Source organism: Streptomyces sp. NPDC090088, from assembly GCF_044747345.1.
GTDB lineage: Bacteria > Actinomycetota > Actinomycetes > Streptomycetales > Streptomycetaceae > Streptomyces.
Genome location: NZ_JBIVDZ010000002.1, coordinates 773,134 through 794,424, shown reverse-complemented (window position 1 = coordinate 794,424; position 21,291 = coordinate 773,134). Strand labels below are relative to the sequence as shown.

Genomic DNA, 21,291 nt, shown 5'->3' with positions numbered 1-21,291 from the left:
GGGTCGGTTGCTCACAGGCCCGCCCTCTTCGAGGTCAGTCGCATGAAGCCGAAGCTCAGGACGAAGGTGATGACCGCGATGACCACCGAGATGGCGGCGGCCTGCTGGTAGTTGTTCCCGACGGCCACGGTGTACGCCAGCATGTTCGGGGTGAACGTGCTGGAGATGTTCGAGGAGATCTGCCGCAGCACCGCCGGCTCGGAGTACAGCTGGAGCGTCCCGATGATCGAGAACACGGTGGTCATGACGATGGACGGGGCGATGATCGGGACCTTGATGCGCCAGGCGATGGTCCAGTTGCCGGCTCCGTCGATCCGCGCGGCCTCGTAGAGCTCCTGCGGGATGGACTGCAGCGCCGAGAACATGATCAGCATGTTGTAGCCGGTCCACAGCCAGGTGGAGACGTTCGCCGCCGACCACAGCACGGCGCCCGGGCCCAGGAAGTCGGGGTGCAGACCGATGCCGTTCAGCAGGTCGACGACCGGGCTGAGCTGCGGCGAGTACAGATACGACCACATGATCGCGGCGATGACGCCGGGCACCGCGTACGGCATGAACGCGGTGATCCGGAAGAAGCCCTTGAGCCTCAGCAGGGGGGTGTCCAGGAGCAGCGCCATGACCAGCGCGGCGAACAGCATGACGGGCACCTGCACGATGCCGAACAGGCCGATGCGGCCGATGCTGGACCAGAACTCGTCGTTCTGGAACACCTGCGTGTACTGCGCGAAGCCGCCGAACGTCGTGTACGAGGTGCCGTACTGGCCGCCGGAGCGGCGCACCACGCGGAAGCTCTGCCAGAGCGCGTAGCCGACGGGCACCAGGTAGAACAGCACGAACGGCAGGAAGAAGGGCGTCAGGAACGCGACGACGGTGCCGGCCCGGGGGCCGCCGGCGTCCAGGCGCGGACGGCGGCGGCCCCGGGGCGGTGCGGGCACCACGTCGGTGGGACGGGTGGCGATGTCGGTCATCGAGCGGTCACTTGCCCGCCGTCGCCGGGATCGCCTGGTCCTTCATCGACTTCAGCGCGGCGGCCTGGGCGGTCGCGAGGGCGTCGGTGAGCGTGCCGTCACCGGCCGCCGCCTTGGCCATCGCGTCCTGGAGCGCCAGGTTCACCGTCTTCTGGGTGGGCCCCCAGGCGAAGTCGGTGTCGATCTTCTTGGAGGACGCGGCGAAGACGTCGAAGATCTTCTCGTTGTTGTAGTACGGCACGCCCTTGGACAGCGCCGGGAGCTTCAGCCCGTCGTTCGCCGCCGGGTACAGGCCGCCCAGCTGGTTCTCCATCGCGAGGGCCTCGGGGTCGGTGTTGAGCCAGGTGTTGAACTCGACCGACTCGTACAGGTGCTTGGCGCCCTTCATGAACGCGACGGTCGAGCCGCCCCAGTCGCCGGACGTGCCGTCGGCGCCCCAGGTCGGCATCGGGACGATCGACCACTTGCCGGCCTGCTTGGGCAGGTTGTCGCGGAGTCCGCTGTAGCCCCAGGCGGCCCCGATCTGGGTGGCGATCTGGTTGTCCTGGTAGGCGGCGAACATCTGTGTCGACCCGTTGGCGAGGTCGGTGCGCACGAGCTTGTCGTCGATCAGCTTCTGCCAGTAGCCGGCGACTTCCCTGCTCTTGTCCGACTCCACGGTGACGTGCCACTGGTCACCGGAGTAGCCGTACATGTTCGCGTTGTTCTGCCACAGGAGCCCGTTGAACCACTCGGCGTTGTTCGGGTCGAAGAAGGTGATCGTGAGCTTCGGGTCCGCCTTGTGCAGCTTCTGGGCGGCGCTCTCGTACTCGTCCCAGGTCGTCGGGATCGCGACGCCGTACTTCTTGAAGAGGTCCGTGCGCACGTACATGGCCATCGGACCGGTGTCCTGCGGAAGGGCGAACACCCCGGTGCCGCCGAAGCTGGACTGCGACCAGGTCCACGGGACGAACTTCGACTCGGCGGCAGTGGCCGCCTTGCAGGCCGAGGCGTCCACGAAGGCGTCCTGGGAGCGCAGGGTGGGCAGCTCGTCGTAGCCGACCTGGGCGAGGTCCGGCGCCTTGCCGGCCTTCAGCGCGTTGCCGATGGCGCCGTACTGGTCGTTGGAGATGTTCTTCGTCTCGACCTGGATGTCGGGGTGCTTCCGGTTCCAGAGGTCGACGACCTTGTCCATGCCGTTGACGGTGTTCCAGTACTGGAGGGTGACCTTGCCCTTGCCGGGCGCGCAGGAGGCGGCCGACGCCTTGTCCGACGAATCGGACGAGGAGCATCCGGCGAGTACGACGATGCCGGCCGTGGCGGCGGCGACGGCGAGGCGGGTTCTCGTGACTGTGCTGCTCATATCTTCCGTTCCAGAGATCGCCTGGCAAACGTTGTCAGGCGGGTCGACGTTGACACCTGGAGGCGGATGCCTTCTGGTTGGAACAAGGGGCCGAGAGCGGTACCGTGAGCGCTCACGGGAGCGGTAACGGGAAGTGATTGGGAGTGTGGGCTCCGGTCCGGCCGAGTGTCAAGGCTCAGGACGGCGGGCGGGGGGCATACTCGGTGTCCCTGCGACGCGGGCGCGTCGGCAATTACGCGGAGGTGAGTGATGGCGTCGTCGGGGACCGGACCCCGCAGGGTGACGATCGACGATGTGGCAGAGGCCGCCGGGGTGTCCCGGCAGACCGTGTCACGGGCGCTCAACGACAAGGGCGAGATCGGCGTCTCCACCAAGCAGCGCGTCCTCGACGCGGCCCTCGAACTGGGGTACCGGCCGAGCCGGTTCGCCCGGGGGCTGGTCCGGCAGGACACGTTCAGCGTCGGACTGGTGATCCCCGATCTGCTCAACCCGTTCTTCACCGAGGTCGCCGCCGCCGCGCTGGAGGCGGCCCGGGGCCGCGGCTGGCACGTGGTCGTGTACGACACCGGCGACCGCGTCGAGGAGGAGCGGGGCACCCTGGAGGTGATCGCCTCCCAGGTGGACGCCGTGGTGGGCTACCTCAGCCTGCCCGAGGACGAGATCGCCCGGCTGACCCGGGGACTGCCCGTCGTCCTCATCGACCGCAAGCACCGCACCGAACGGTTCAGCTCGATCCGGATCGACGGCGAGGCGGGCGTCCACGCGGCGATACGGCACCTCACCGGGGCGGGCCACCGCAACATCGGCATGCTGGACCACGCGGAGCGGTCCGAGCCGAGCGTGCGGCACGAGTGGTTCGACGGCGCGATGTCCGCGTGCGGACTGGACTCCGGGGCGGTGGCCCGCGCGGACCAGAGCGTCGAGGGCGGGGAGCAGGCGCTGCAGGAACTCCTCGCCCGGCACCCGGACCTCACCGCGGTCTTCATCTTCAACGACATCATCGCCATCGGGGCCCTGCGGGCCGCCCGCCGGCTGGGCCGCGAGGTGCCCCGGGACCTCGCCGTGATCGGCTTCGACGGTCTGCGGCTGGGCGCCCTCGTCGAGCCGCCGCTGACCACCGTCGCCCTGGACACCCGCGGGCTCGGCGCGCTCGCCGTCGAACAGGCGGCGCGCCTGCTCACCGGGACCGGCCCGCTGCCCCCGGACGAACTGACGGTGGGGGCGCAGCTGCGGTTGCGGGAGTCGGCGTAGGGGAGTGCGGTCGTAGGTCTTGCCGTCGTACGTCTTGCCGTCGTGCGACCTCTCACACCTCCGCTCTCTCGACGGGGTTCCCGTCCGTCATGCCCAGGCGGGCCTGTTCCTCCTCGACGATCCGGCGGGCCAGGTCGGTGTCCGAGACGTCGACCGCGTCCGGGGTGGCCTCGGCGACGGCGCTGCGGCGGGCGTAGGCGTCGAAGAGGCGGGTCTTCTTCTCCAGCATCCGCACCAGGCGCTCGTCCACTCCCCCGGTGGCCAGCAGCCGGTGCACCCGGACCGGTCTGACCTGGCCCATGCGATGGGCCCGGGCCACCGCCTGGTGCTCGATGGTGGGTTTGATCTGGGGCTCGCAGATGACGACGACGGAGGCGGCCTGCATGTTGAGGCCGACGCCCGCCGCCTGGATCTGCGCCAGGAGCACCGCGGGGCCGGGAGCGGCGGCGAAGTCGTCGACGATCTGCTGCCGCCGTGCGGCCGGGACCGCGCCGGTGAGCGGGCCGAAGAGCGCGGTGCCGTCGGCGAGTTCCTCCCGGACCACGCCCAGGACGTCCTTGAAGTAGGAGAAGACCACGGTCTTCTGCCCGTTCTCGCCGGCCTCCCGGACGATCTCCCGGAGCCGCTCCAGCTTGGCGGACTTCTCCGGACGCAGATAGGCGGCCCGGCGCATCGCCATGAAGTTGCCGGCGCGCACGGCCTCCCGGTACGCCTCCTCGTCCGAGGTGCTCAGCTCCTCCCACTCGTCGGTGTGCTGGAGGCTGGGGAGTTCGGTGAGCACGTCGTCCTGGTTGCGCCGCAAGTAGACGGGGGCGACCGCCCTGCGGAAGGCGACCGAGCCGGCCAGCGCGTCCCCCTCGCCCAGCGCGTCCGCGACCACGCCGTCGAGCATCCCGACCAGGCTGCGGAACTCGGCGACCCGGTTCTCCATCGGGGTGCCGGTCATGAAGAGGGTGCGCGCGCAGCGCTCCGCCCACTCGGCGACCGCCTGGGACCGTTTGGCCTTCGGGTTCTTCACCGAGTGCGCCTCGTCGACCACGAACAGGCCGACCTCGCCGCCGCCCGGTACGGGGAATCCGCGCAGGGCGTCGAAGGTGGTCACGGCGACCCCGCCGCGGCCCTTCCAGTCGGCGAAGGCGTCGTGCCGGTCGGGGCCGTGGAGCAGCAGCACGCGCAGGGCGCTGCGGGCCTCGACCTCCCGGGTCCAGTTCACCAGGACGCTCGCCGGGCACACCACCATGAAGTGGCTCTGCCCCTCGGCGGCCAGGTGGGCCAGGACGGCGATGGCCTGGATGGTCTTCCCGAGCCCCATCTCGTCGCCGAGGATCACCTTGCGCTGGGCGAGCGCGAACCGTGCGCCGAACGCCTGGTAGCCGCGCAGGGAGACCCGCCGGTGGGTGTCGTCGAGGTGCTGGGTCCGTACCCGTTCGGCGACCTCGTCCGGCAGGAAGCCCTCGGCGGCGGCCGCGTCGGGCGCCCGTCCGGAGATCTCCGCGAGCAGGCTGTAGTACTCGGCGGAGCGCAGTTCGAAGTCGGCCCAGGCGGCGAGGCCGGAGGCTGGGCCGCGCAGCAGGTCCACCGAGGCCTGGGCGAACAGCTCGGGCAGCCGGGCCCGTTCCGCCTCGTCCGCCAGCGCCCGGATCGCGGTCACCGCCGCCAGCGCGCGGGCCTTCTTCTCCCGGCCCGCCAGCAGCATCCGCAGCCGTCCGGCGGCGGGCCGGGCGTCGGCCAGCAGCGGGTCCAGCCGCCGCGCCAGGGCACCCGCCCGGTCGACGGCGCGCCGGGCGTCCGGGCCGGCCTCCACGAGCGTGCGCAGTGCCGTGACGAGCGCGGTGGTGTCCGGCTCCGGATGGTCCACGTCGATATGGACGGCCACGGTCTCGTGCGCGGCCTCGGAGAGCCTGCGGGCCGCGGCGAGCACCTGGTCGACGGTGCGCTGTCCGACACCGGGGATCTGCCGCAGCCGGTAGGGACCGGCGTCGAGCACGCTGCCCACCGTGCGCAGCCCGCTCTGTTCGACGCCGCCCAGCCGCAGCCGGCCTCCGGTGACGTCCTGCAGCCGCGCGACCGGAATGGCGTCGAGTTCCCGTCGTACCGCCGCGTCGTGAATCGGTGTCAGCACCGCCCGTACCGCCTCGACGGCCCTGCCGTGGTCGCCGACCACGTTCCGGGCCGCCTCGGCCAGCCGCGCGCCCCTCGCGACCACGTCCCGCTCGTCCCGCCCCACGCGCCCGCCCCCCGCCTCTCGCCGTTCGCCCATCCTCCCACCGCCCCCGCCGGCCCCACCGGTTGTACGGGGCACCCGCCTCTCGGCCTCCACCTCGCGCACCGCTACAGTTCCCGATCACACGACCGACACAGGAACACCACAGGGAACTGCCGTTCCCCGTCCGCGCATTGCCCGTCCGCGCGTTCCCGTGCTCGGCCGACCGATCCTCCGGGGGAGCACCATGAGACGCAGCATCTTCCTGACGGCGGCCACCGCGACCGCGCTGTCCGCCTCGCTGTTCACGGGGCTCGCCCCGGCCCACGCGGACGGCACCGCCGGCGGCCCCGTGCTGACCGTCGCCGACGGCTGGTACAGCCAGCCGGGCATGCTCTTCGTGACGGCGCACTCCGACAGCCCGATCACCCGCATCACGGCCCACTTCACCGCGGTGGACGCGCCGGCCGGGGCGCCGGAGGCCGGATCGACCGAGGACTTCACCCAGTACCTGGGGCAGGACGCCCGGTCCGGCACCTGGCGGGCGCCGGTCCACCTGGCGGACCTCGGTGACTACCGGGTGACCGTCGACCTCCAGGACGCCTCCGGGGCCACCGTCGCCGGTGCCGTCTCCCCGTACCCCCTGGAGTACCGGACCACCGTCACGATCCCCGATCTGACCGCGACCCCGAGCGTGCCGGACTACCTCCACCAGGAGGTCACCGTCGGCGGCACCGTGGTGGCCAAGGACCCCCGGGACCCGGACGCCCCCGCCGCCACCGACGGCATGACCGTCGCCGTCGACACCGGTCACGGCCGGCTGACCGCGACCGCCGGCGCCGACGGCCGCTTCACCACCGCCTTCGTGCCCACCGCACCGTACGTCCGGTTCTCCGCCGCGCCGCAGGCCTCCGGCGCCTACCCGGGGGCCGTCGACGTGCCGACGTCACCGCAGAACCTGCACACCACGCAGGCACCGGTCCGGTTCACGGCCAGCACCCACGCCCTGGACCTGAAGCAAGGCACCACCGGGACCGTCACCGGCCGCGCGGAGATCCAGACCACCGCCGGCTGGCAGCCGCTGCCGCACACCGCGATCACACTGCTGGGCGACGGGGTCGTGGCCGGCGAGACCACCACCGACAGCCACGGCTCCTACACGCTGCACGTCTCCTCGCTGAGCCCGGCCCCGGACGCCGAACTCTTCGCCGGAGCCGACGGCCTGCCCTTCCAGCAGCTCGCCACCGAGCCGTTCAGCCTGCATGTCGCCTACACCACCGAGACCGGCATGAGCGCCTTCCTCAACGACGACGGGACGCTGAAGGCCTCCGGCTACGTCCTCTTCGAGGACGCGCGCGCGAAGTGGCCCGCCAGGCCCACCGTCACCCTGCAGTACTCCCAGGACGGCAGGACCGGCTGGAAGAACGCCGCGACCGTTCCCTTCACGGTCCGCCACAACAAGCCGCAGATGGACGAGACGTTCGCCCGCACCCTCACCGCGCCGGACACCGACGCCTACTGGCGGGCCCGCTTCGACGGCAACCCCGACCTGGCGACCAGCACCAGCAAGCCCGTCCACCTCTACCGCTACGCGACCCGCGTCACCGGCTTCCACGTCTCCCCCGACCCGGTCCGCAAGGGCCACCCGGTCACCTTCGGCGGCACCCTCCAGTACAAGAAGGGCACCACCTGGAAGCCGCTCTCCGGCGGCGCCCCCACCCTCTACTTCAAGCCCCGCGGCTCCAGCACCTACCACTACGTCTGCGAGCTGGGCAGCGACAAACACGGCCACCTCATCGGCAGCGTGACCGCCCAGCAGGACGGCACCTGGGCCCTCGCCGTCAGCCGCGAGACCGGCGACCACTACCTCCGAAGCAACCGGGTCACCGACTACGTCGACGTCCGCTGATTCGCATCACAGCCGGTCACGATGGTGCTTGCCCGGCCGGAAGGGCCGGACGCAGCTGCGTCCGGCCCTTCCGGCCTGCTCAGGCAGGCGGTGGCTACACGTTGAAGCGGAACTCCACCACGTCGCCGTCCTGCATGACGTAGTCCTTGCCCTCCATGCGGGCCTTGCCCTTGGCGCGGGCCTCGGTGACGGAGCCGGTTTCGACGAGGTCGGCGAAGGAGATGACCTCGGCCTTGATGAAGCCCTTCTGGAAGTCGGTGTGGATGACGCCGGCGGCCTCGGGGGCGGTGGCGCCCTTCTTGATGGTCCAGGCGCGGGATTCCTTGGGGCCGGCCGTGAGGTAGGTCTGCAGGCCGAGGGTGTCGAAGCCGACGCGGGCGAGGGTGGCGAGGCCGGGCTCCTCGGCGCCGACGGACTCCAGGAGTTCGAGGGCGTCCGCCTCGTCGAGCTCGGCGAGGTCCTGCTCCAGCTTGGCGTTGAGGAAGATCGCCTCGGCGGGGGCGACCAGGGCGCGCTGCTCGGCCTTGAAGGTGTCGTCGGTCAGCTCGTCCTCGTCGACGTTGAAGACGTAGAGGAAGGGCTTGGTGGTGAGCAGGTGCAGGTCGTGGAGGAGCTCGGCGCGCTCCGAGCCCTGGAGGATGCCCTGGGAGAACAGGGTGTCGCCCTTCTCCAGGATCTCCTTGGCCTCCTCGACCGCCTTGACCTTGGGCGCCACGTCCTTCTTGATCCGCGACTCCTTCTGGAGGCGCGGCAGGACCTTCTCGATGGTCTGGAGGTCGGCGAGGATCAGCTCGGTGTTGATCGTCTCGATGTCGTCCTTCGGCGAGACCTTGCCGTCGACGTGCACGACGTTCTCGTCCTTGAAGGCACGGATGACCTGGCAGATCGCGTCGGACTCACGGATGTTCGCGAGGAACTTGTTGCCCAGGCCCTCACCCTCGGAGGCGCCGCGGACGATGCCCGCGATGTCGACGAAGTCGACCGTGGCCGGGAGGATCCGCTGCGAGGCGAAGATCTCGGCCAGCTTGGTCAGACGGGCGTCGGGGACGCCGACCACACCGACGTTGGGCTCGATCGTGGCGAACGGGTAGTTGGCCGCCAGCACGTCGTTCTTGGTCAGGGCGTTGAACAGGGTCGACTTGCCGACGTTGGGCAGGCCGACGATTCCGATCGTGAGCGACACGTTGCGACTTCCCGTAGTGAGTGGGTGAGTGAGCCGGGGGGGCTGCCAGTGCCGGCGGGCCGGCCGATCCACCAGTTTACGGGGTTCGGGGCCCCGGGCCGGCGGTCGCGTCGAACACCTGGACAGGCTCTGCTCTTCGGCTTGGTTTCGGCGTGTCCGGGTCGCGACTGGGCACATTAACCGACCTAAGTTGGTCCGGTGGAGCATCACAGGACCCGACCCCGACAGCACGGCCCACGCCGTGGCGCCCCCCGGGCGCCGCTGCCACCGCAGGCCAGACGGCGGCCGGCGACGGCCGAGCGCCGGCCCGCCGGGGGAAGGCCCCGCACGGCGCCGGCGGACGCTCCGAAGAGGCTGCCGAACCCACGGCTCACCGGGCTCGGCTGCGGCCTGTTCTGCCTGGCCGCGATGGTCCTGCTCGGCTTCCTGGACGACCTGCTGTTCGGCGCGTCCCTGACCGTGTACGGCGTGCTGTTCCTGCCGGTGTGCGCGCTGACCGCGCTGTGGGTGCGCGGGGGCGATCTGCTGACCGCCCCCGTCGTCGTCCCGATCGCCTTCGCCGCCGGCCTGCTCACCGTCTCCGACGGCGGCGGGGGCTTCCTCGGCGGCCTGATGGGCCTGGTGACGGCCCTGTCCACACAGGCCGGCTGGCTCTACGGCGGAACGCTGATCGCCGGGGTGATCGTCATCGTCCGCCGGATCCGGCTGATCCGACGCCGACGCCGGCTCAGGGCCTGAGCCGGCGGTCCGGAGGGACGGGCCGGGCGCGCTAGGAGGCGTGGTGCGCCGCGCGCATCGCCGCGCCGACGATCCCCGCGTTGTTCTGCAGCTGCGCCGGCACGATCTCGGCCTTGATGCCCTTGATGTACGGCAGGAACTTGTCGGCCTTGCGGCTCACCCCGCCGCCGATGATGAACAGGTTCGGGGTGAACAGCATCTCGACGTGGGCCAGGTACTTGTTGACCCGGTGGGCCCAGTGCTCCCAGCTCAGCTCCTCGTCCTCCTTGGCCTTGCTGGAGGCCTTCTTCTCCGCGTCGTGGCCGTCCAGTTCCAGGTGGCCCAGTTCGGTGTTGGGGACCAGCTCGCCGTCGACGAAGAGGGCGCTGCCGATGCCGGTGCCGAAGGTGAGGAGGAGGACGACACCCTTGCGGCCCCGGCCGGCGCCGAACTCCACCTCGGCCACGCCGGCCGCGTCCGCGTCGTTGACCACGGTCACCGGGAGGCCGCCGAGCCGCTCGCTGAACAGCGTGCGCGCGTCGGTGTCGATCCAGCTCTTGTCGACGTTCGCCGCCGTACGGATGTGCGTGCCGTCGCTGATCACCCCCGGGAAGGTGAGCCCGACCGGGCCGCTCCACCCGAAGTGGTCGACGACCTGCTTGACCCCGTCGGCGACGCCGTCGGGCGTCGCCGGATGCGGGGTGAGCACCTTGCACCGCTCCTGGGCCAGGTCGCCCTTGTCCAGGTCCACGGGAGCGCCCTTGATCCCGGAACCACCGATGTCCACACCGAAGATCTGCATGGCTCCACGTTACGTCGTACGACTGACAGTCACGACGCCGGACGGGCCCGCGGTCACACAGTCGTACGACCCGCGGTCACGCCGTCGTACGACCGGCCCTCACGCCCCGGCGCCGCTGCCGCCGCGCTCGGCGACCAGGGTGGCCGCCTCTTCGCGCAGGTCACGGCGGAGTTCCTTGGGCAGCGAGAAGGTGATGGACTCCTCGGCGGCCTTGACGATCTCGACGTCCCCGTAGCCGCGCTCGGCGAGCCACTCCAGGACCTCCTCGACCAGGACCTCCGGGACGGAGGCACCGGAGGTGACGCCGACCGTGGTGACGCCCGCCAGCCAGGCCTCGTCGATCTCGCTGGCGAAGTCCACCAGGTACGCGTCGCGGGAGCCGGCCAGCTTGGCGACCTCGACCAGCCGCTTGGAGTTGGAGGAGTTGCGGGAGCCGACCACGATGACGAGTTCGGCCTCGGCGCCCATCTGCTTCACGGCGAGCTGACGGTTCTGCGTGGCGTAGCAGATGTCGTCGCTGGGCGGCGAGATGAGCTGCGGGAACTTCTCCTTGAGGGCGTCGACCGTCTCCATCGTCTCGTCCACGCTCAACGTGGTCTGGGAGAGCCAGACGACCTTGGACTCGTCGCGGACCTCGACCTTGGCGACGTCGGCGGGGCCGTCGACCAGCTGGATGTGGTCGGGGGCCTCGCCGGAGGTGCCGATGACCTCCTCGTGGCCCTCGTGCCCGATCAGGAGGATGTCGTAGTCCTCGTTGGCGAAGCGGACGGCTTCCTTGTGGACCTTGGTGACCAGCGGGCAGGTGGCGTCGATGGTGGCGAGGCGGCCGCGCTCGGCCTCCTCGTGGACGACGGGGGCGACGCCGTGCGCGGAGAACATCACGATGTTCCCCGGCGGGACCTCCTCGGTCCGCTCGACGAAGATCGCGCCCTTCTTCTCCAGGGTCTGCACGACGTACTTGTTGTGGACGATCTCGTGCCGGACATAGATCGGGGCCCCGTACTGCTCCAGGGCCTTCTCGACGGCGATCACGGCGCGGTCCACACCCGCGCAGTAGCCACGGGGGGCGGCGAGCAGGACACGGCGGCCAGGCGAAGCAGTCATGGCACCCATCGTAAGGCCGCGTTCGGGGGGCCGAAGATCGCGTCCTGGTGACGATCCCGGGGAGACTGACGAACGAGCGGACGAGCGGGAGACATACGGCCGCGGGATGGTGCCGGTGGCGCGGCGGGGGTTGCCGGGCGACCGACCTGGGCGCGGGCAGCCGGCCCGGGTGGGAGAGCGGGCGGTGTCAGTCGGCGCCGTTACGCTCGCCGCATGGCTTTGAACACGTCCGCGGAGACCCCTGTCCCCGTCGGTGAGATCTCCCGGCTGATCGGCGGGTGGATCGACCGGCTCGGGGCCGTCTGGGTCGAGGGTCAGATCACCCAGCTGTCACGGCGGCCGGGGGCCGGGGTGGTGTTCCTGACCCTGCGGGATCCGTCGTACGACATCTCGATCGGCGTCACCTGTTTCCGGCAGGTGTTCGACACCGTGGCCGATGTGGTCGGGGAGGGCGCCCGGGTCGTCGTACACGCGAAGCCGGAGTGGTACGCGCCGCGCGGGCAGCTGTCGTTGCGGGCGGTGGAGATACGGCCTGTGGGGGTCGGGGAGCTGCTGGCGCGGCTGGAGATGCTCAAGAAGGCGCTGGCCGCGGAGGGGCTGTTCGCGGCCGGGCGGAAGAAGCCGTTGCCGTTCCTGCCGCAGCTGATCGGGCTGGTGTGCGGGCGGGCCTCGGCCGCCGAGCGGGACGTGCTGGAGAACGCCCGGCACCGGTGGCCGGCGGTGCGGTTCGAGGTGCGGAACGTGCCGGTGCAGGGCGTGCACGCGGTGCCGCAGGTCGTGCAGGCCGTGAAGGAGCTCGACGCGATCGAGGAGGTGGATGTGATCATCGTCGCGCGCGGGGGCGGCAGCGTGGAGGATCTGCTGCCGTTCTCGGACGAGCAGCTGGTGCGGACGGTCGCCGAGTGCCGTACGCCCGTGGTGTCCGCCATCGGGCACGAGCCGGACAACCCGCTGCTCGACTACGTCGCCGACCTGCGGGCCTCCACCCCCACCGACGCCGCCAAGAAGGTCGTCCCGGACGTCGGGGAGGAGCTGGAGCGGGTGCGGATGCTGCGGGACCGGGCCCGGCGGTGTGTCGACGGGCTGGTGGCGCGGGAGGAGCGGGGGCTGGCGCACGCGCTCGCGCGTCCGGCCATGGAGGACCCGCACCGGATGGTCGACGAGCGGGCCGATCACATCGCCTCGCTGGTCGACCGTTCGCGGCGCGCCGTCGGGCATCTGCTCGACCGCGCCGACTCCGAGCTGACGCACACGCACGCGCGTGTGGTGGCCCTCTCCCCCGCGGCCACGCTGAAGCGCGGGTACGCCGTGCTGCAGAAGGACGACGGCCAGGTGGTGCGGGACCCGGCGGACGCGGGGCCGGGCGAGGCCCTGCGGGCGCGGGTCGCCGAGGGTGAGTTCACGGTGCGGGTCGACGGCTGACACCGCGCGAGCAGACGGGAAAGGTGTGTTGATGAGCAGCAGGACGGAAGAGGCCGGCCTCTCCTACGAGCAGGCGCGGGACGAGCTGATCGAGACCGTACGGCGGCTGGAGGCCGGCGGGACGAGCCTGGAGGAGTCCCTCGCGCTGTGGGAGCGGGGCGAGGAGCTGGCGAAGGTGTGCCGGCGCTGGCTGGAGGGTGCGCGGGCCCGGCTGGACGCGGCGCTGACCGAGGAGGAGGCGGAGGAGGAGGAAGAGGCCGAAGAAGGAGAGTGAACGGGCGGGCGAATGTGAAGCGGATCACCACGCCCCGCTTTTTGTTGAAGCTTGAACCTTCCTCGCGTACGGTGATGCCGTCAGCCTATCCGGACCGCGGTCCGGTACGGATCGGACGTCACCCCCCGAGGAAGTTCCGCAATGTCTCTCGTTCTTGACCCCACCGCCCAGGACCTGCTGTTCCGCGAGGCGCGCACCGCGAACACCTTCACCGACGAGCCGGTGACCGACGAGCAGGTCCAGGCGATCTACGACCTGGTCAAGTTCGGCCCGACCTCCATGAACCAGTCGCCGCTGCGCGTCACCCTGGTCCGCTCCCCCGAGGCCCGTGAGCGCCTGGTGCAGCACATGGCCGAGGGCAACCAGAAGAAGACCGCCACCGCCCCGCTGGTCGCGATCCTCTCCGCGGACAACGAGTTCCACGAGGAGCTGCCGGCGCTCTTCCCGCACTTCCCGCAGGCCAAGGACCTCTTCTTCGGCGAGCGCTCGGCGCGCGAGGGCAGCGCCGCCCTGAACGCCACCCTGCAGGCCGCCTACTTCATCATCGGCGTCCGCGCCGCCGGTCTCGCCGCCGGCCCGATGACCGGCCTCGACCTCGCGGGCGTCCAGAAGGAGTTCCTGGACGACGACCACACCCCGCTGATGGTCGTCAACATCGGCAAGCCGGGCCCGGACGCCTGGTTCCCGCGCTCCCCGCGACTGTCGTACGACGACGTGATCACGACCGTCTGAGTCGCGCCGCACCTGACGCGAGAGGCCCCCGGCAACGGCGCCGGGGGCCTCTCGCGTCAGGTCAGGGACATCGGGACAGGAGCGTCAGGACAGGGGCGTCAGGACATCTTCAGCGCCGCGGCCATCTTCGTCAGCTGGGTGAAGGAGGCGGTGCCGGCCACCACCGTGGTGGAACCGTGGCTGCCGTCCAGCACCAGGGCGTCGTAGCGGCCGCCGGTGTAGTGCGTCCAGGTGCGGTCGCCGATCTTCTCGGTCCTCTTCGTGGCCGTCGCGCCCTGGCTGGCGTCGGTGATGAAGTCCGCGGGCTTCTGAGTGGACTGCTCGATCTGGACGTACTGACCGTCGGGGGTCTGGTAGCCGAGGTGCCAGCGGTCGCCGTCCTCGCCCTGGAAACGGACCGAGGTCGCCTTCCAGCCGGCGGACAGGCCCTCCGGCGCGGCGACCGGATAGCTCGCCGCGCGCCGTGCCGTCAGCAGCTCGACCCGGTAGTCGACGCGCTGGATGTCGGGAGCGTGATCGTCGTGCGGGACGAGCAGGTAGATGAAGCCCGCCGCGAGACCGATCAGGGCCAGGGAGAGAATCATGTCCCGGACCGTCTTCTGCTTGCCGTTCGTGCCTGCCACGCCCCCTATCGTCGCAGGTGCCCCTTGCGCTCATCCGTGGGGTCCCCTGCTCATTTTGTCAGCCTGACGATAGAGTCGACGGGAAACCCTCATCCGGCCGTCGTCGTATCAGAAAGGTGCGCTCCGATGACCGAGAATCATCATCACCTGCCGTCCGAACTCGATGTCCCCTCCGAGGCCCCCGACCGCAACCTCGCCCTGGAGCTCGTCCGGGTGACCGAGGCCGCCGCGATGGCGGCGGGTCGCTGGGTGGGCCGCGGCGACAAGAACGGCGCCGACGGTGCCGCCGTGCGCGCCATGCGGACCCTCGTCTCCACCGTGTCGATGAACGGCGTGGTCGTCATCGGCGAGGGCGAGAAGGACGAAGCGCCGATGCTCTTCAACGGGGAGCACGTCGGTGACGGAACCGGTCCCGAGGTCGACATCGCCGTCGACCCGATCGACGGGACGACGCTGACCGCGAAGGGCATGCCCAACGCGATCTCCGTGCTGGCCGCGACCGAGCGCGGGGCCATGTTCGACCCGTCCGCCGTGTTCTACATGGACAAGCTGGTCACGGGCCCGGAGGCGGCGGACTTCGTCGACATCAACGCGCCCATCTCCGTCAACATCCGCCGGGTCGCCAAGGCGAAGCGGTCCTCGCCGGAAGGCGTGACCGTGGTCGTCCTGGACCGGCCGCGGCACGAAGGGATCATCAAGGAGATCCGGGAGGCCGGGGCCCGCATCAAGCTGATCTCCGACGGTGACGTCGCCGGCTCGATCTACGCGCTCCGCGAGGGCACCGGCGTCGACATGCTGCTCGGTATCGGCGGCACGCCCGAGGGCATCATCTCGGCGTGCGCGGTGAAGTGCCTGGGCGGGACCATCCAGGGCAAGCTGTGGCCCAAGGACGACGCGGAGCGGCAGCGGGCGATCGACGCCGGGCACGATCTGGACCGGGTGCTGACCACGGAGGACCTGGTGACCGGGGAGAACGTGTTCTTCGTCGCGACCGGGATCACCGACGGGGAGCTGCTGCGCGGTGTGCGGTACCGGTCGGAGACCGCGCTCACCGAGTCGATCGTGATGCGGTCGAAGTCGGGGACGGTGCGGCGGATCGACTCCGAGCATCGGCTGCGCAAGCTGCGGGCGTACAGCACGATCGATTTCGACAAGGCGAAGTAGGGCTGCGGCGCCTTCGGGGGTGGGACTGCGGGTATGTCGGCGACTGCGGGTGCGTGGTGGCTGGTCGCGCCGTTCCCCGCGCCCCTAGGGGGTTGCGCCTGAGGGGGCTGCGAGGTGCCGCTGGTCGCGCCCACGCGGCGGCAGCCGCAGATCGGCACAGCCCCACGCCCCTATGGGACGCGCTGTCCCCGAGGCAAGTCGAAAGGCGCCCTCTGTGCGGAGAGGGCGCCTTTTCGTCAGCCTGCTTGGGGTATGCGGTTCGCCGTCGTCGCTCGTGCCGCCTTCTTCAGCTCCATGTCGCGGCGCCTGCGGCGAGCGAGGACCACGCGGCGTTCGGCGGCGGTGAGGCCGCCCCAGACGCCGTAGGGCTCGGGCTGGAGCAGCGCGTGTTCGCGGCACTCGACCATCACCGGGCAGCGGGCACAGACCCGCTTGGCCGCCTCCTCCCGGGACAGCCGGGCGGCGGTGGGCTCCTTGGAGGGTGCGAAGAACAGGCCAGCCTCGTCGCGCCGGCACACCGCCTCGGTGTGCCAGGGGGCGTCTTGGTCCCTGTCCCGCACCGGCACCCGCTGGGCCGGAACGGCAGCGACCTGCAGGGACGAATGCGGCGGTTGCAGCACGGTCTACTCCTGACGACGGCTTCGCGAGCGAGAGACGATGCAGCAAGGCCTACCCGCTGTGCGCGGGCCTATGCACAGCGTCCCCAACGGCCGTGGTGCGGCGGCCCGTTCACACCCCCGGGCGCCGCTCGCCGCGGAGAGATTCGCGACCGTCAACGGTCCAGGTGTTTGCGCAACTTCCTGTCGACCTTGTCGTGCACCCGCTCCAGGATGTCCTCGATGAACTTCCCGCGCTTCGGCCGCGCCTCCACGTTGCCGAGGACGGCCCAGCCGTCGATGTAGACGACTGGGGCGTCGGGGTCGACCGAGTCCAGGGTGTCCGCCTCGAAGTTGCCGAGCACCCCGCCGCCGGTGCCGCGCAGCGACACGTTCTCCGGGACGCGGATCTGGACGTCGCCGAAGACCGAGACGGCCTTGATGACGACCTGCTGGTACTCGAAGATCGCCTCGGTGAGGTCGAGCTCGATCGAGCCGAAGACGGCGTACGCGTGCAGCCGGCGGCCCGCCCGCCAGCGGCCGCGGCGGCGGGCGCTGCTGAAGACCGCCACCACGTTGCTGTCCGCCTCGACGGGGATGGCGCCGGGCGTCGGCCGGGGCGGGACCGGGGTGTAGGCCGGGGCAGCCGGGCGGGCGTGGGCCGCGGGCAGGTCCCGTATGAAGACCTCCAGCTCGCCCACCGTCTTGGCGCCCAGCACCCCCTCCACGCGCTCGGCGTGCTCGTCGGCGGTCAGGCGCCCCTCGGCGAGGGCCTCGCGCAGGATGTCGGCGATGCGGTCACGGTCGGCGTCCGAGGCGCGCAGCTCGGCCACCGGCGCTCCGGCACGCTCCTGAAGGGTCTGCTTCTGAAGGTCCACGGCAGCAGCGTACCGAAACGCGATAGATCGCGACTACCCCTCGTCGCGACCTGTGGAAAACCCGTGCCGTTTCGCACGGTCCTCGAACTGAGCCTTACCTCACAGGCTCTCCGCCGGCGGCAGGTTCTACGCTGGTGAGCGCCCGCCAGCGTCGGCGGGCGGCCGTCCGTCAGAGTGAGGAATGGGCTGAGATGCCTGAGTTCGCGTATACCGATCTGCTCCCCCAGGGCGAGGACACCACCCCGTACCGGCTGGTGACCTCGGAGGGTGTGTCCACCGTCGAGGGACCGGACGGGCGGACGTTCCTCAAGGTGGAGCCGGAGGCGCTGCGCAAGCTCGCCGAGGAGGCGATCCACGACATCCAGCACTACCTGCGGCCCGCCCACCTCGCCCAGCTGCGCCGGATCATCGACGACCCGGAGGCGTCGGGCAACGACAAGTTCGTCGCGCTCGACCTGCTGAAGAACGCGAACATCGCGGCGGCGGGTGTGCTGCCGATGTGCCAGGACACCGGCACGGCGATCGTGATGGGCAAGCGCGGGCAGAACGTGCTGACCGAGGGCGGCGACGAGGCGGCGCTGAGCCGCGGCATCTACGACGCGTACCTGAACCTCAACCTGCGCTACTCGCAGATGGCTCCGCTCACCATGTGGGAGGAGAAGAACACCGGGTCGAACCTGCCGGCCCAGGTCGAGCTGTACGCCACCGACGGCGGCGCCTACAAGTTCCTCTTCATGGCGAAGGGCGGCGGCTCCGCCAACAAGTCCTTCCTCTACCAGGAGACCAAGGCGGTCCTCAACGAGGCCTCCATGATGAAGTTCCTGGAGGAGAAGATCCGTTCCCTCGGTACGGCGGCCTGCCCGCCGTACCACCTGGCGATCGTCGTCGGCGGCACGAGCGCCGAGTACGCGCTGAAGACCGCCAAGTACGCCTCCGCGCACTACCTGGACGAGATCCCGGCCGAGGGCTCGGAGCTCGGGCACGGCTTCCGGGACAAGGACCTGGAGCAGAAGGTCTTCGAGCTGACGCAGAGGATCGGGATCGGCGCGCAGTTCGGCGGCAAGTACTTCTGCCACGACGTGCGCGTGGTGCGGCTGCCGCGGCACGGGGCGTCCTGCCCGGTCGCCATCGCGGTCTCCTGCTCCGCCGACCGGCAGGCCGTCGCGAAGATCACCGCCGAGGGCGTCTTCCTGGAGCAGCTGGAGCGGGACCCGGCGCGGTTCCTGCCCGAGACCACCGACGAGCACCTGTCCGACGAGGACGTGGTGCGGATCGACCTCAACCAGCCGATGGACGACATCCTCGCCGAGCTGACCAAGTACCCGGTGAAGACCCGGCTCTCCCTCACCGGTCCGCTGGTCGTGGCCCGTGACATCGCGCACGCCAAGATCAAGGAGCGGCTCGACGCGGGCGAGGAGATGCCGCAGTACCTGAAGGACCACCCGGTGTACTACGCCGGTCCGGCCAAGACCCCCGAGGGCTACGCGTCCGGTTCCTTCGGCCCGACCACGGCCGGCCGCATGGACTCCTACGTCGAGCAGTTCCAGGCCGCCGGCGGGTCCAAGGTGATGCTCGCCAAGGGCAACCGCAGCAAGCAGGTCACCGACGCGTGCGGTGCGCACGGCGGCTTCTACCTGGGTTCCATCGGCGGCCCGGCCGCGCGGCTCGCCCAGGACTGCATCAAGAAGGTCGAGGTCGTCGAGTACGAGGAGCTCGGCATGGAGGCGGTCTGGAAGATCGAGGTCGAGGACTTCCCGGCGTTCGTCGTCGTCGACGACAAGGGGAACGACTTCTTCCAGGACCCGGCGCCCGCGCCGACGTTCACGACGATTCCGGTCCGGGGTCCCGGGCTGGCGTAACACCTCGGGTGCGGCGGGGAGCGGATCCCGCCCCCGCCGCCCCTACCCGTCCCATCCCAGGGGGCCGCGCCCCCCTCACCCCCCGCTTCGGCCTGAACGGCCTCGTCCTCAAACGCCGGACGGGCTGGGAGGGATACGGAGCGGCCCTCGTCCTCAAACGCCGGACGGGCTGGGAGGGATGCGGACCGGCCCTCGCCCTCGGACGCCGGATGGGCTGGGTGGTGCCAGGGCCGGGGGTGGGGTCTCGCCTCAGTGCGGGATGCAGCCGAACCAGTTCACCGTGTCGCCGTCGGCGGTGTAGCCCATGCAGCGGATGGTGCGGTCGTGGAGCTTCTCGGTGTGGTCGACCGGGCCGGCGAGGTAGTCCGTCGTGTGGTGGGCCTCGACGAGGTCGTCGATGTCGACGCGGTACCAGCGGCGCTCGCCGGAGGGCAGGCTGCAGCCGTGGCCGGTCATGTTGCGGCTGGGGTCGCCGCTCCAGACGGGGCGTTCGGCGCGGTCGCAGTGGACCGTTCGGCCCGCGGCGCCGGCGGTGCCGGCTCCCGCACCCAGCAGGGTCGCCGCGCCTATGGACACCGCCGCGATGGCGCCGAGCAGACCCTTGGGAGTGAAGTGCATCGATCGGTCCTCCTGCCAGCCGTGGTGGCGGCGGGAGTCGCCGGGCCACCTTTGGGCTGATCGTCACATTTGTTTGTGATGTACCGCCCGGCGGGCGGGGGCCCGGTCCCCCGACCCGGTGAAGCCGGTGGTGCCAATGGGCCCACGGTCCGGAACAACCGCCGCGTCCCGATCGCTGACAAGGGCATGAGCGACTACCGCATCGAACACGACTCCATGGGCGAGGTCCGGGTCCCCGCCCACGCCAAGTGGCGGGCCCAGACGCAGCGGGCCGTCGAGAACTTCCCGGTCTCCGGGCAGCGGATCGAGCGCGCGCACATCGAGGCGCTGGCCCGGATCAAGGGGGCGGCGGCCAAGGTGAACGCCGAGCTGGGGGTGGTCGACAAGGACCTGGCCCGGGCGATCGAGGAGGCGGCGGCCGAGGTGGCGGAGGGGCGCTGGGACGACCAGTTCCCCGTGGACGTCTTCCAGACGGGCTCCGGGACCTCCTCGAACATGAACACCAACGAGGTCCTGGCGACGCTCGCGACCGAGCGGCTCGGGCGGGACGTCCACCCGAACGACCACGTCAACGCCTCGCAGTCGTCCAACGACGTGTTCCCGTCGTCGATCCACATCGCCGCCACCGCCGCCGTGACCCGGGACCTGATCCCGGCCCTCGAACACCTCGCGGACGCGCTCACCAGGAAGTCCGAGGAGTTCGCCGACGTGGTGAAGTCCGGGCGGACCCATCTGATGGACGCGACGCCGGTGACCCTGGGACAGGAGTTCGGCGGGTACGCCGCGCAGGTGCGGTACGGGGTCGAGCGGCTGCGGGCCTCGCTGCCCCGGCTCGCCGAGCTGCCGCTGGGCGGCACCGCCGTCGGGACCGGGATCAACACCCCGCCCGGCTTCTCCGCCGCCGTGATCGAGGAGGTCGCGCGGGCCACCGGGCTGCCGTTCACCGAGGCCCGCGACCACTTCGAGGCACAGGGCGCCCGGGACGGGATCGTGGAGACCAGCGGGCAGCTGCGGACCGTCGCGGTCGGCCTGACGAAGATCGCCAACGACCTGCGCTGGATGGCCTCGGGGCCGCGCACCGGGCTCGCCGAGATCGCCCTGCCGGATCTGCAGCCGGGGTCCTCGATCATGCCGGGCAAGGTCAACCCGGTCATCCCCGAGGCGGTGTTGATGGTGGCCGCGCAGGTGATCGGGAACGACCAGACCATCGCGGTGGCCGGGGCGGCCGGCAACTTCGAGCTCAACGTGATGCTTCCGGTCATCGGCAAGAACGTGCTGGAGTCCGTCCGGCTGCTCGCCAACGTGTCGCGGCTGCTGGCCGACCGGACCGTGGACGGGATCACCGCGAACCGGGAGCGGGCCCGGGAGTACGCCGAGTCCTCGCCGTCCGTGGTCACGCCGCTCAACAAGTACATCGGGTACGAGGAGGCCGCCAAGGTGGCCAAGAAGGCGCTGGCGGAACGTAGGACGATCCGCGAGGTCGTCCTCGACGGCGGGTACGTCGAGCGGGGCGACCTGACCGTTCGGCAGCTGGACGAGGCGCTGGATGTCCTGCGGATGACGCGGCCGTAACCGGGTACGAACGTTTCGCGCCGCCCGGCCAGAACCGTGACGTCCGCCGCAGCGTCGTATGCCTGTGGCACCTA

General features: G+C 70.8%; 19 protein-coding genes. 9 read left to right on the top strand and 10 right to left on the bottom strand.

The window, feature by feature from the left end:
• Positions 1 to 11: 11 nt before the first annotated feature.
• Positions 12 to 968, bottom strand: coding sequence for a sugar ABC transporter permease (locus ACIPSJ_RS12340; protein WP_359222869.1), 957 nt, complete (start codon positions 966 to 968; stop codon positions 12 to 14).
• 7 nt (positions 969 to 975) lie between these two features.
• Complete coding sequence (locus tag ACIPSJ_RS12335; RefSeq protein WP_401345394.1) at positions 976 to 2,310, bottom strand: ABC transporter substrate-binding protein; 1,335 nt, start codon at positions 2,308 to 2,310, stop codon at positions 976 to 978.
• A 249-nt stretch (positions 2,311 to 2,559) separates the two neighbouring features.
• On the opposite strand from ACIPSJ_RS12335, the gene ACIPSJ_RS12330 reads away from it, so the two are divergent.
• Entirely contained in the window at positions 2,560 to 3,561 is a 1,002-nt protein-coding gene (locus ACIPSJ_RS12330) for a LacI family DNA-binding transcriptional regulator (RefSeq protein ID WP_359222873.1), read from the top strand.
• 52 nt (positions 3,562 to 3,613) lie between these two features.
• Here ACIPSJ_RS12330 and ACIPSJ_RS12325 read toward each other — a convergent pair whose 3' ends face one another.
• Complete coding sequence (locus ACIPSJ_RS12325) at positions 3,614 to 5,821, bottom strand: DEAD/DEAH box helicase (RefSeq protein WP_401345392.1); 2,208 nt, start codon at positions 5,819 to 5,821, stop codon at positions 3,614 to 3,616.
• A 190-nt stretch (positions 5,822 to 6,011) separates the two neighbouring features.
• Between ACIPSJ_RS12325 and ACIPSJ_RS12320 the strand changes: the two genes are divergently transcribed.
• Complete coding sequence (locus ACIPSJ_RS12320) at positions 6,012 to 7,673, top strand: hypothetical protein (RefSeq protein WP_401345390.1); 1,662 nt, start codon at positions 6,012 to 6,014, stop codon at positions 7,671 to 7,673.
• A gap of 94 nt (positions 7,674 to 7,767) precedes the next feature.
• Here ACIPSJ_RS12320 and ychF read toward each other — a convergent pair whose 3' ends face one another.
• Entirely contained in the window at positions 7,768 to 8,856 is a 1,089-nt protein-coding gene (gene ychF, locus ACIPSJ_RS12315; RefSeq protein WP_355718200.1) for a redox-regulated ATPase YchF, read from the bottom strand.
• 198 nt (positions 8,857 to 9,054) lie between these two features.
• Here ychF and ACIPSJ_RS12310 point away from each other — a divergent pair, with 198 nt between their 5' ends.
• Entirely contained in the window at positions 9,055 to 9,594 is a 540-nt protein-coding gene (locus tag ACIPSJ_RS12310; protein WP_401345387.1) for a DUF6542 domain-containing protein, read from the top strand.
• Positions 9,595 to 9,625: 31 nt separating this feature from the next.
• Here ACIPSJ_RS12310 and ppgK read toward each other — a convergent pair whose 3' ends face one another.
• A complete protein-coding gene (ppgK, locus tag ACIPSJ_RS12305; RefSeq protein WP_359222883.1) occupies positions 9,626 to 10,375 on the bottom strand; it encodes a polyphosphate--glucose phosphotransferase in 750 nt (249 codons plus the stop codon).
• A gap of 99 nt (positions 10,376 to 10,474) precedes the next feature.
• On the bottom strand, positions 10,475 to 11,488 hold the full coding sequence (locus ACIPSJ_RS12300; RefSeq protein ID WP_355718209.1) for a 4-hydroxy-3-methylbut-2-enyl diphosphate reductase: 1,014 nt from the start codon (positions 11,486 to 11,488) through the stop codon (positions 10,475 to 10,477).
• Between the two features lie 204 nt (positions 11,489 to 11,692).
• Here ACIPSJ_RS12300 and xseA point away from each other — a divergent pair, with 204 nt between their 5' ends.
• The 3 genes from xseA to ACIPSJ_RS12285 all read left to right on the top strand — a co-directional run bounded on the left by xseA (position 11,693) and on the right by ACIPSJ_RS12285 (position 13,907).
• Entirely contained in the window at positions 11,693 to 12,901 is a 1,209-nt protein-coding gene (gene xseA / locus ACIPSJ_RS12295; RefSeq protein ID WP_401345385.1) for an exodeoxyribonuclease VII large subunit, read from the top strand.
• Between the two features lie 31 nt (positions 12,902 to 12,932).
• Entirely contained in the window at positions 12,933 to 13,175 is a 243-nt protein-coding gene (locus ACIPSJ_RS12290) for an exodeoxyribonuclease VII small subunit (RefSeq protein ID WP_401345383.1), read from the top strand.
• Between the two features lie 141 nt (positions 13,176 to 13,316).
• Positions 13,317 to 13,907 (top strand): malonic semialdehyde reductase, encoded by a 591-nt coding sequence (locus ACIPSJ_RS12285; protein ID WP_359222889.1) that lies wholly within the window; start codon positions 13,317 to 13,319, stop codon positions 13,905 to 13,907.
• A gap of 98 nt (positions 13,908 to 14,005) precedes the next feature.
• Here ACIPSJ_RS12285 and ACIPSJ_RS12280 read toward each other — a convergent pair whose 3' ends face one another.
• Positions 14,006 to 14,530, bottom strand: a complete 525-nt coding sequence (locus tag ACIPSJ_RS12280) for a DUF4245 domain-containing protein (protein WP_359222891.1) — start codon at positions 14,528 to 14,530, stop codon at positions 14,006 to 14,008.
• A gap of 126 nt (positions 14,531 to 14,656) precedes the next feature.
• Here ACIPSJ_RS12280 and glpX point away from each other — a divergent pair, with 126 nt between their 5' ends.
• Positions 14,657 to 15,694, top strand: coding sequence for a class II fructose-bisphosphatase (glpX, locus tag ACIPSJ_RS12275; protein WP_355718223.1), 1,038 nt, complete (start codon positions 14,657 to 14,659; stop codon positions 15,692 to 15,694).
• A 236-nt stretch (positions 15,695 to 15,930) separates the two neighbouring features.
• On the opposite strand, the gene ACIPSJ_RS12270 is transcribed toward glpX, so the two are convergent.
• Together ACIPSJ_RS12270 and ACIPSJ_RS12265 are read right to left on the bottom strand one after the other, a co-directional pair.
• A complete protein-coding gene (locus ACIPSJ_RS12270; protein WP_359222892.1) occupies positions 15,931 to 16,314 on the bottom strand; it encodes a WhiB family transcriptional regulator in 384 nt (127 codons plus the stop codon).
• 152 nt (positions 16,315 to 16,466) lie between these two features.
• Positions 16,467 to 17,168 carry a DUF1707 domain-containing protein gene (locus tag ACIPSJ_RS12265; protein ID WP_401345380.1) on the bottom strand — a complete coding sequence of 234 codons (702 nt, stop codon included), beginning with the start codon at positions 17,166 to 17,168 and terminating at the stop codon, positions 16,467 to 16,469.
• A gap of 191 nt (positions 17,169 to 17,359) precedes the next feature.
• On the opposite strand from ACIPSJ_RS12265, the gene ACIPSJ_RS12260 reads away from it, so the two are divergent.
• Positions 17,360 to 19,027 (top strand): fumarate hydratase, encoded by a 1,668-nt coding sequence (locus ACIPSJ_RS12260; RefSeq protein ID WP_393794966.1) that lies wholly within the window; start codon positions 17,360 to 17,362, stop codon positions 19,025 to 19,027.
• Positions 19,028 to 19,276: 249 nt separating this feature from the next.
• Here the strand turns inward: ACIPSJ_RS12260 and ACIPSJ_RS12255 are convergent, their stop codons facing one another.
• Positions 19,277 to 19,645 carry a hypothetical protein gene (locus ACIPSJ_RS12255; RefSeq protein WP_359222897.1) on the bottom strand — a complete coding sequence of 123 codons (369 nt, stop codon included), beginning with the start codon at positions 19,643 to 19,645 and terminating at the stop codon, positions 19,277 to 19,279.
• Between the two features lie 186 nt (positions 19,646 to 19,831).
• Between ACIPSJ_RS12255 and ACIPSJ_RS12250 the strand changes: the two genes are divergently transcribed.
• The gene (locus ACIPSJ_RS12250; protein ID WP_359222899.1) at positions 19,832 to 21,217 is read left to right on the top strand and encodes a class II fumarate hydratase; all 1,386 of its coding nucleotides are present in this window, start codon (positions 19,832 to 19,834) and stop codon (positions 21,215 to 21,217) included.
• Positions 21,218 to 21,291 lie beyond the last annotated feature (74 nt).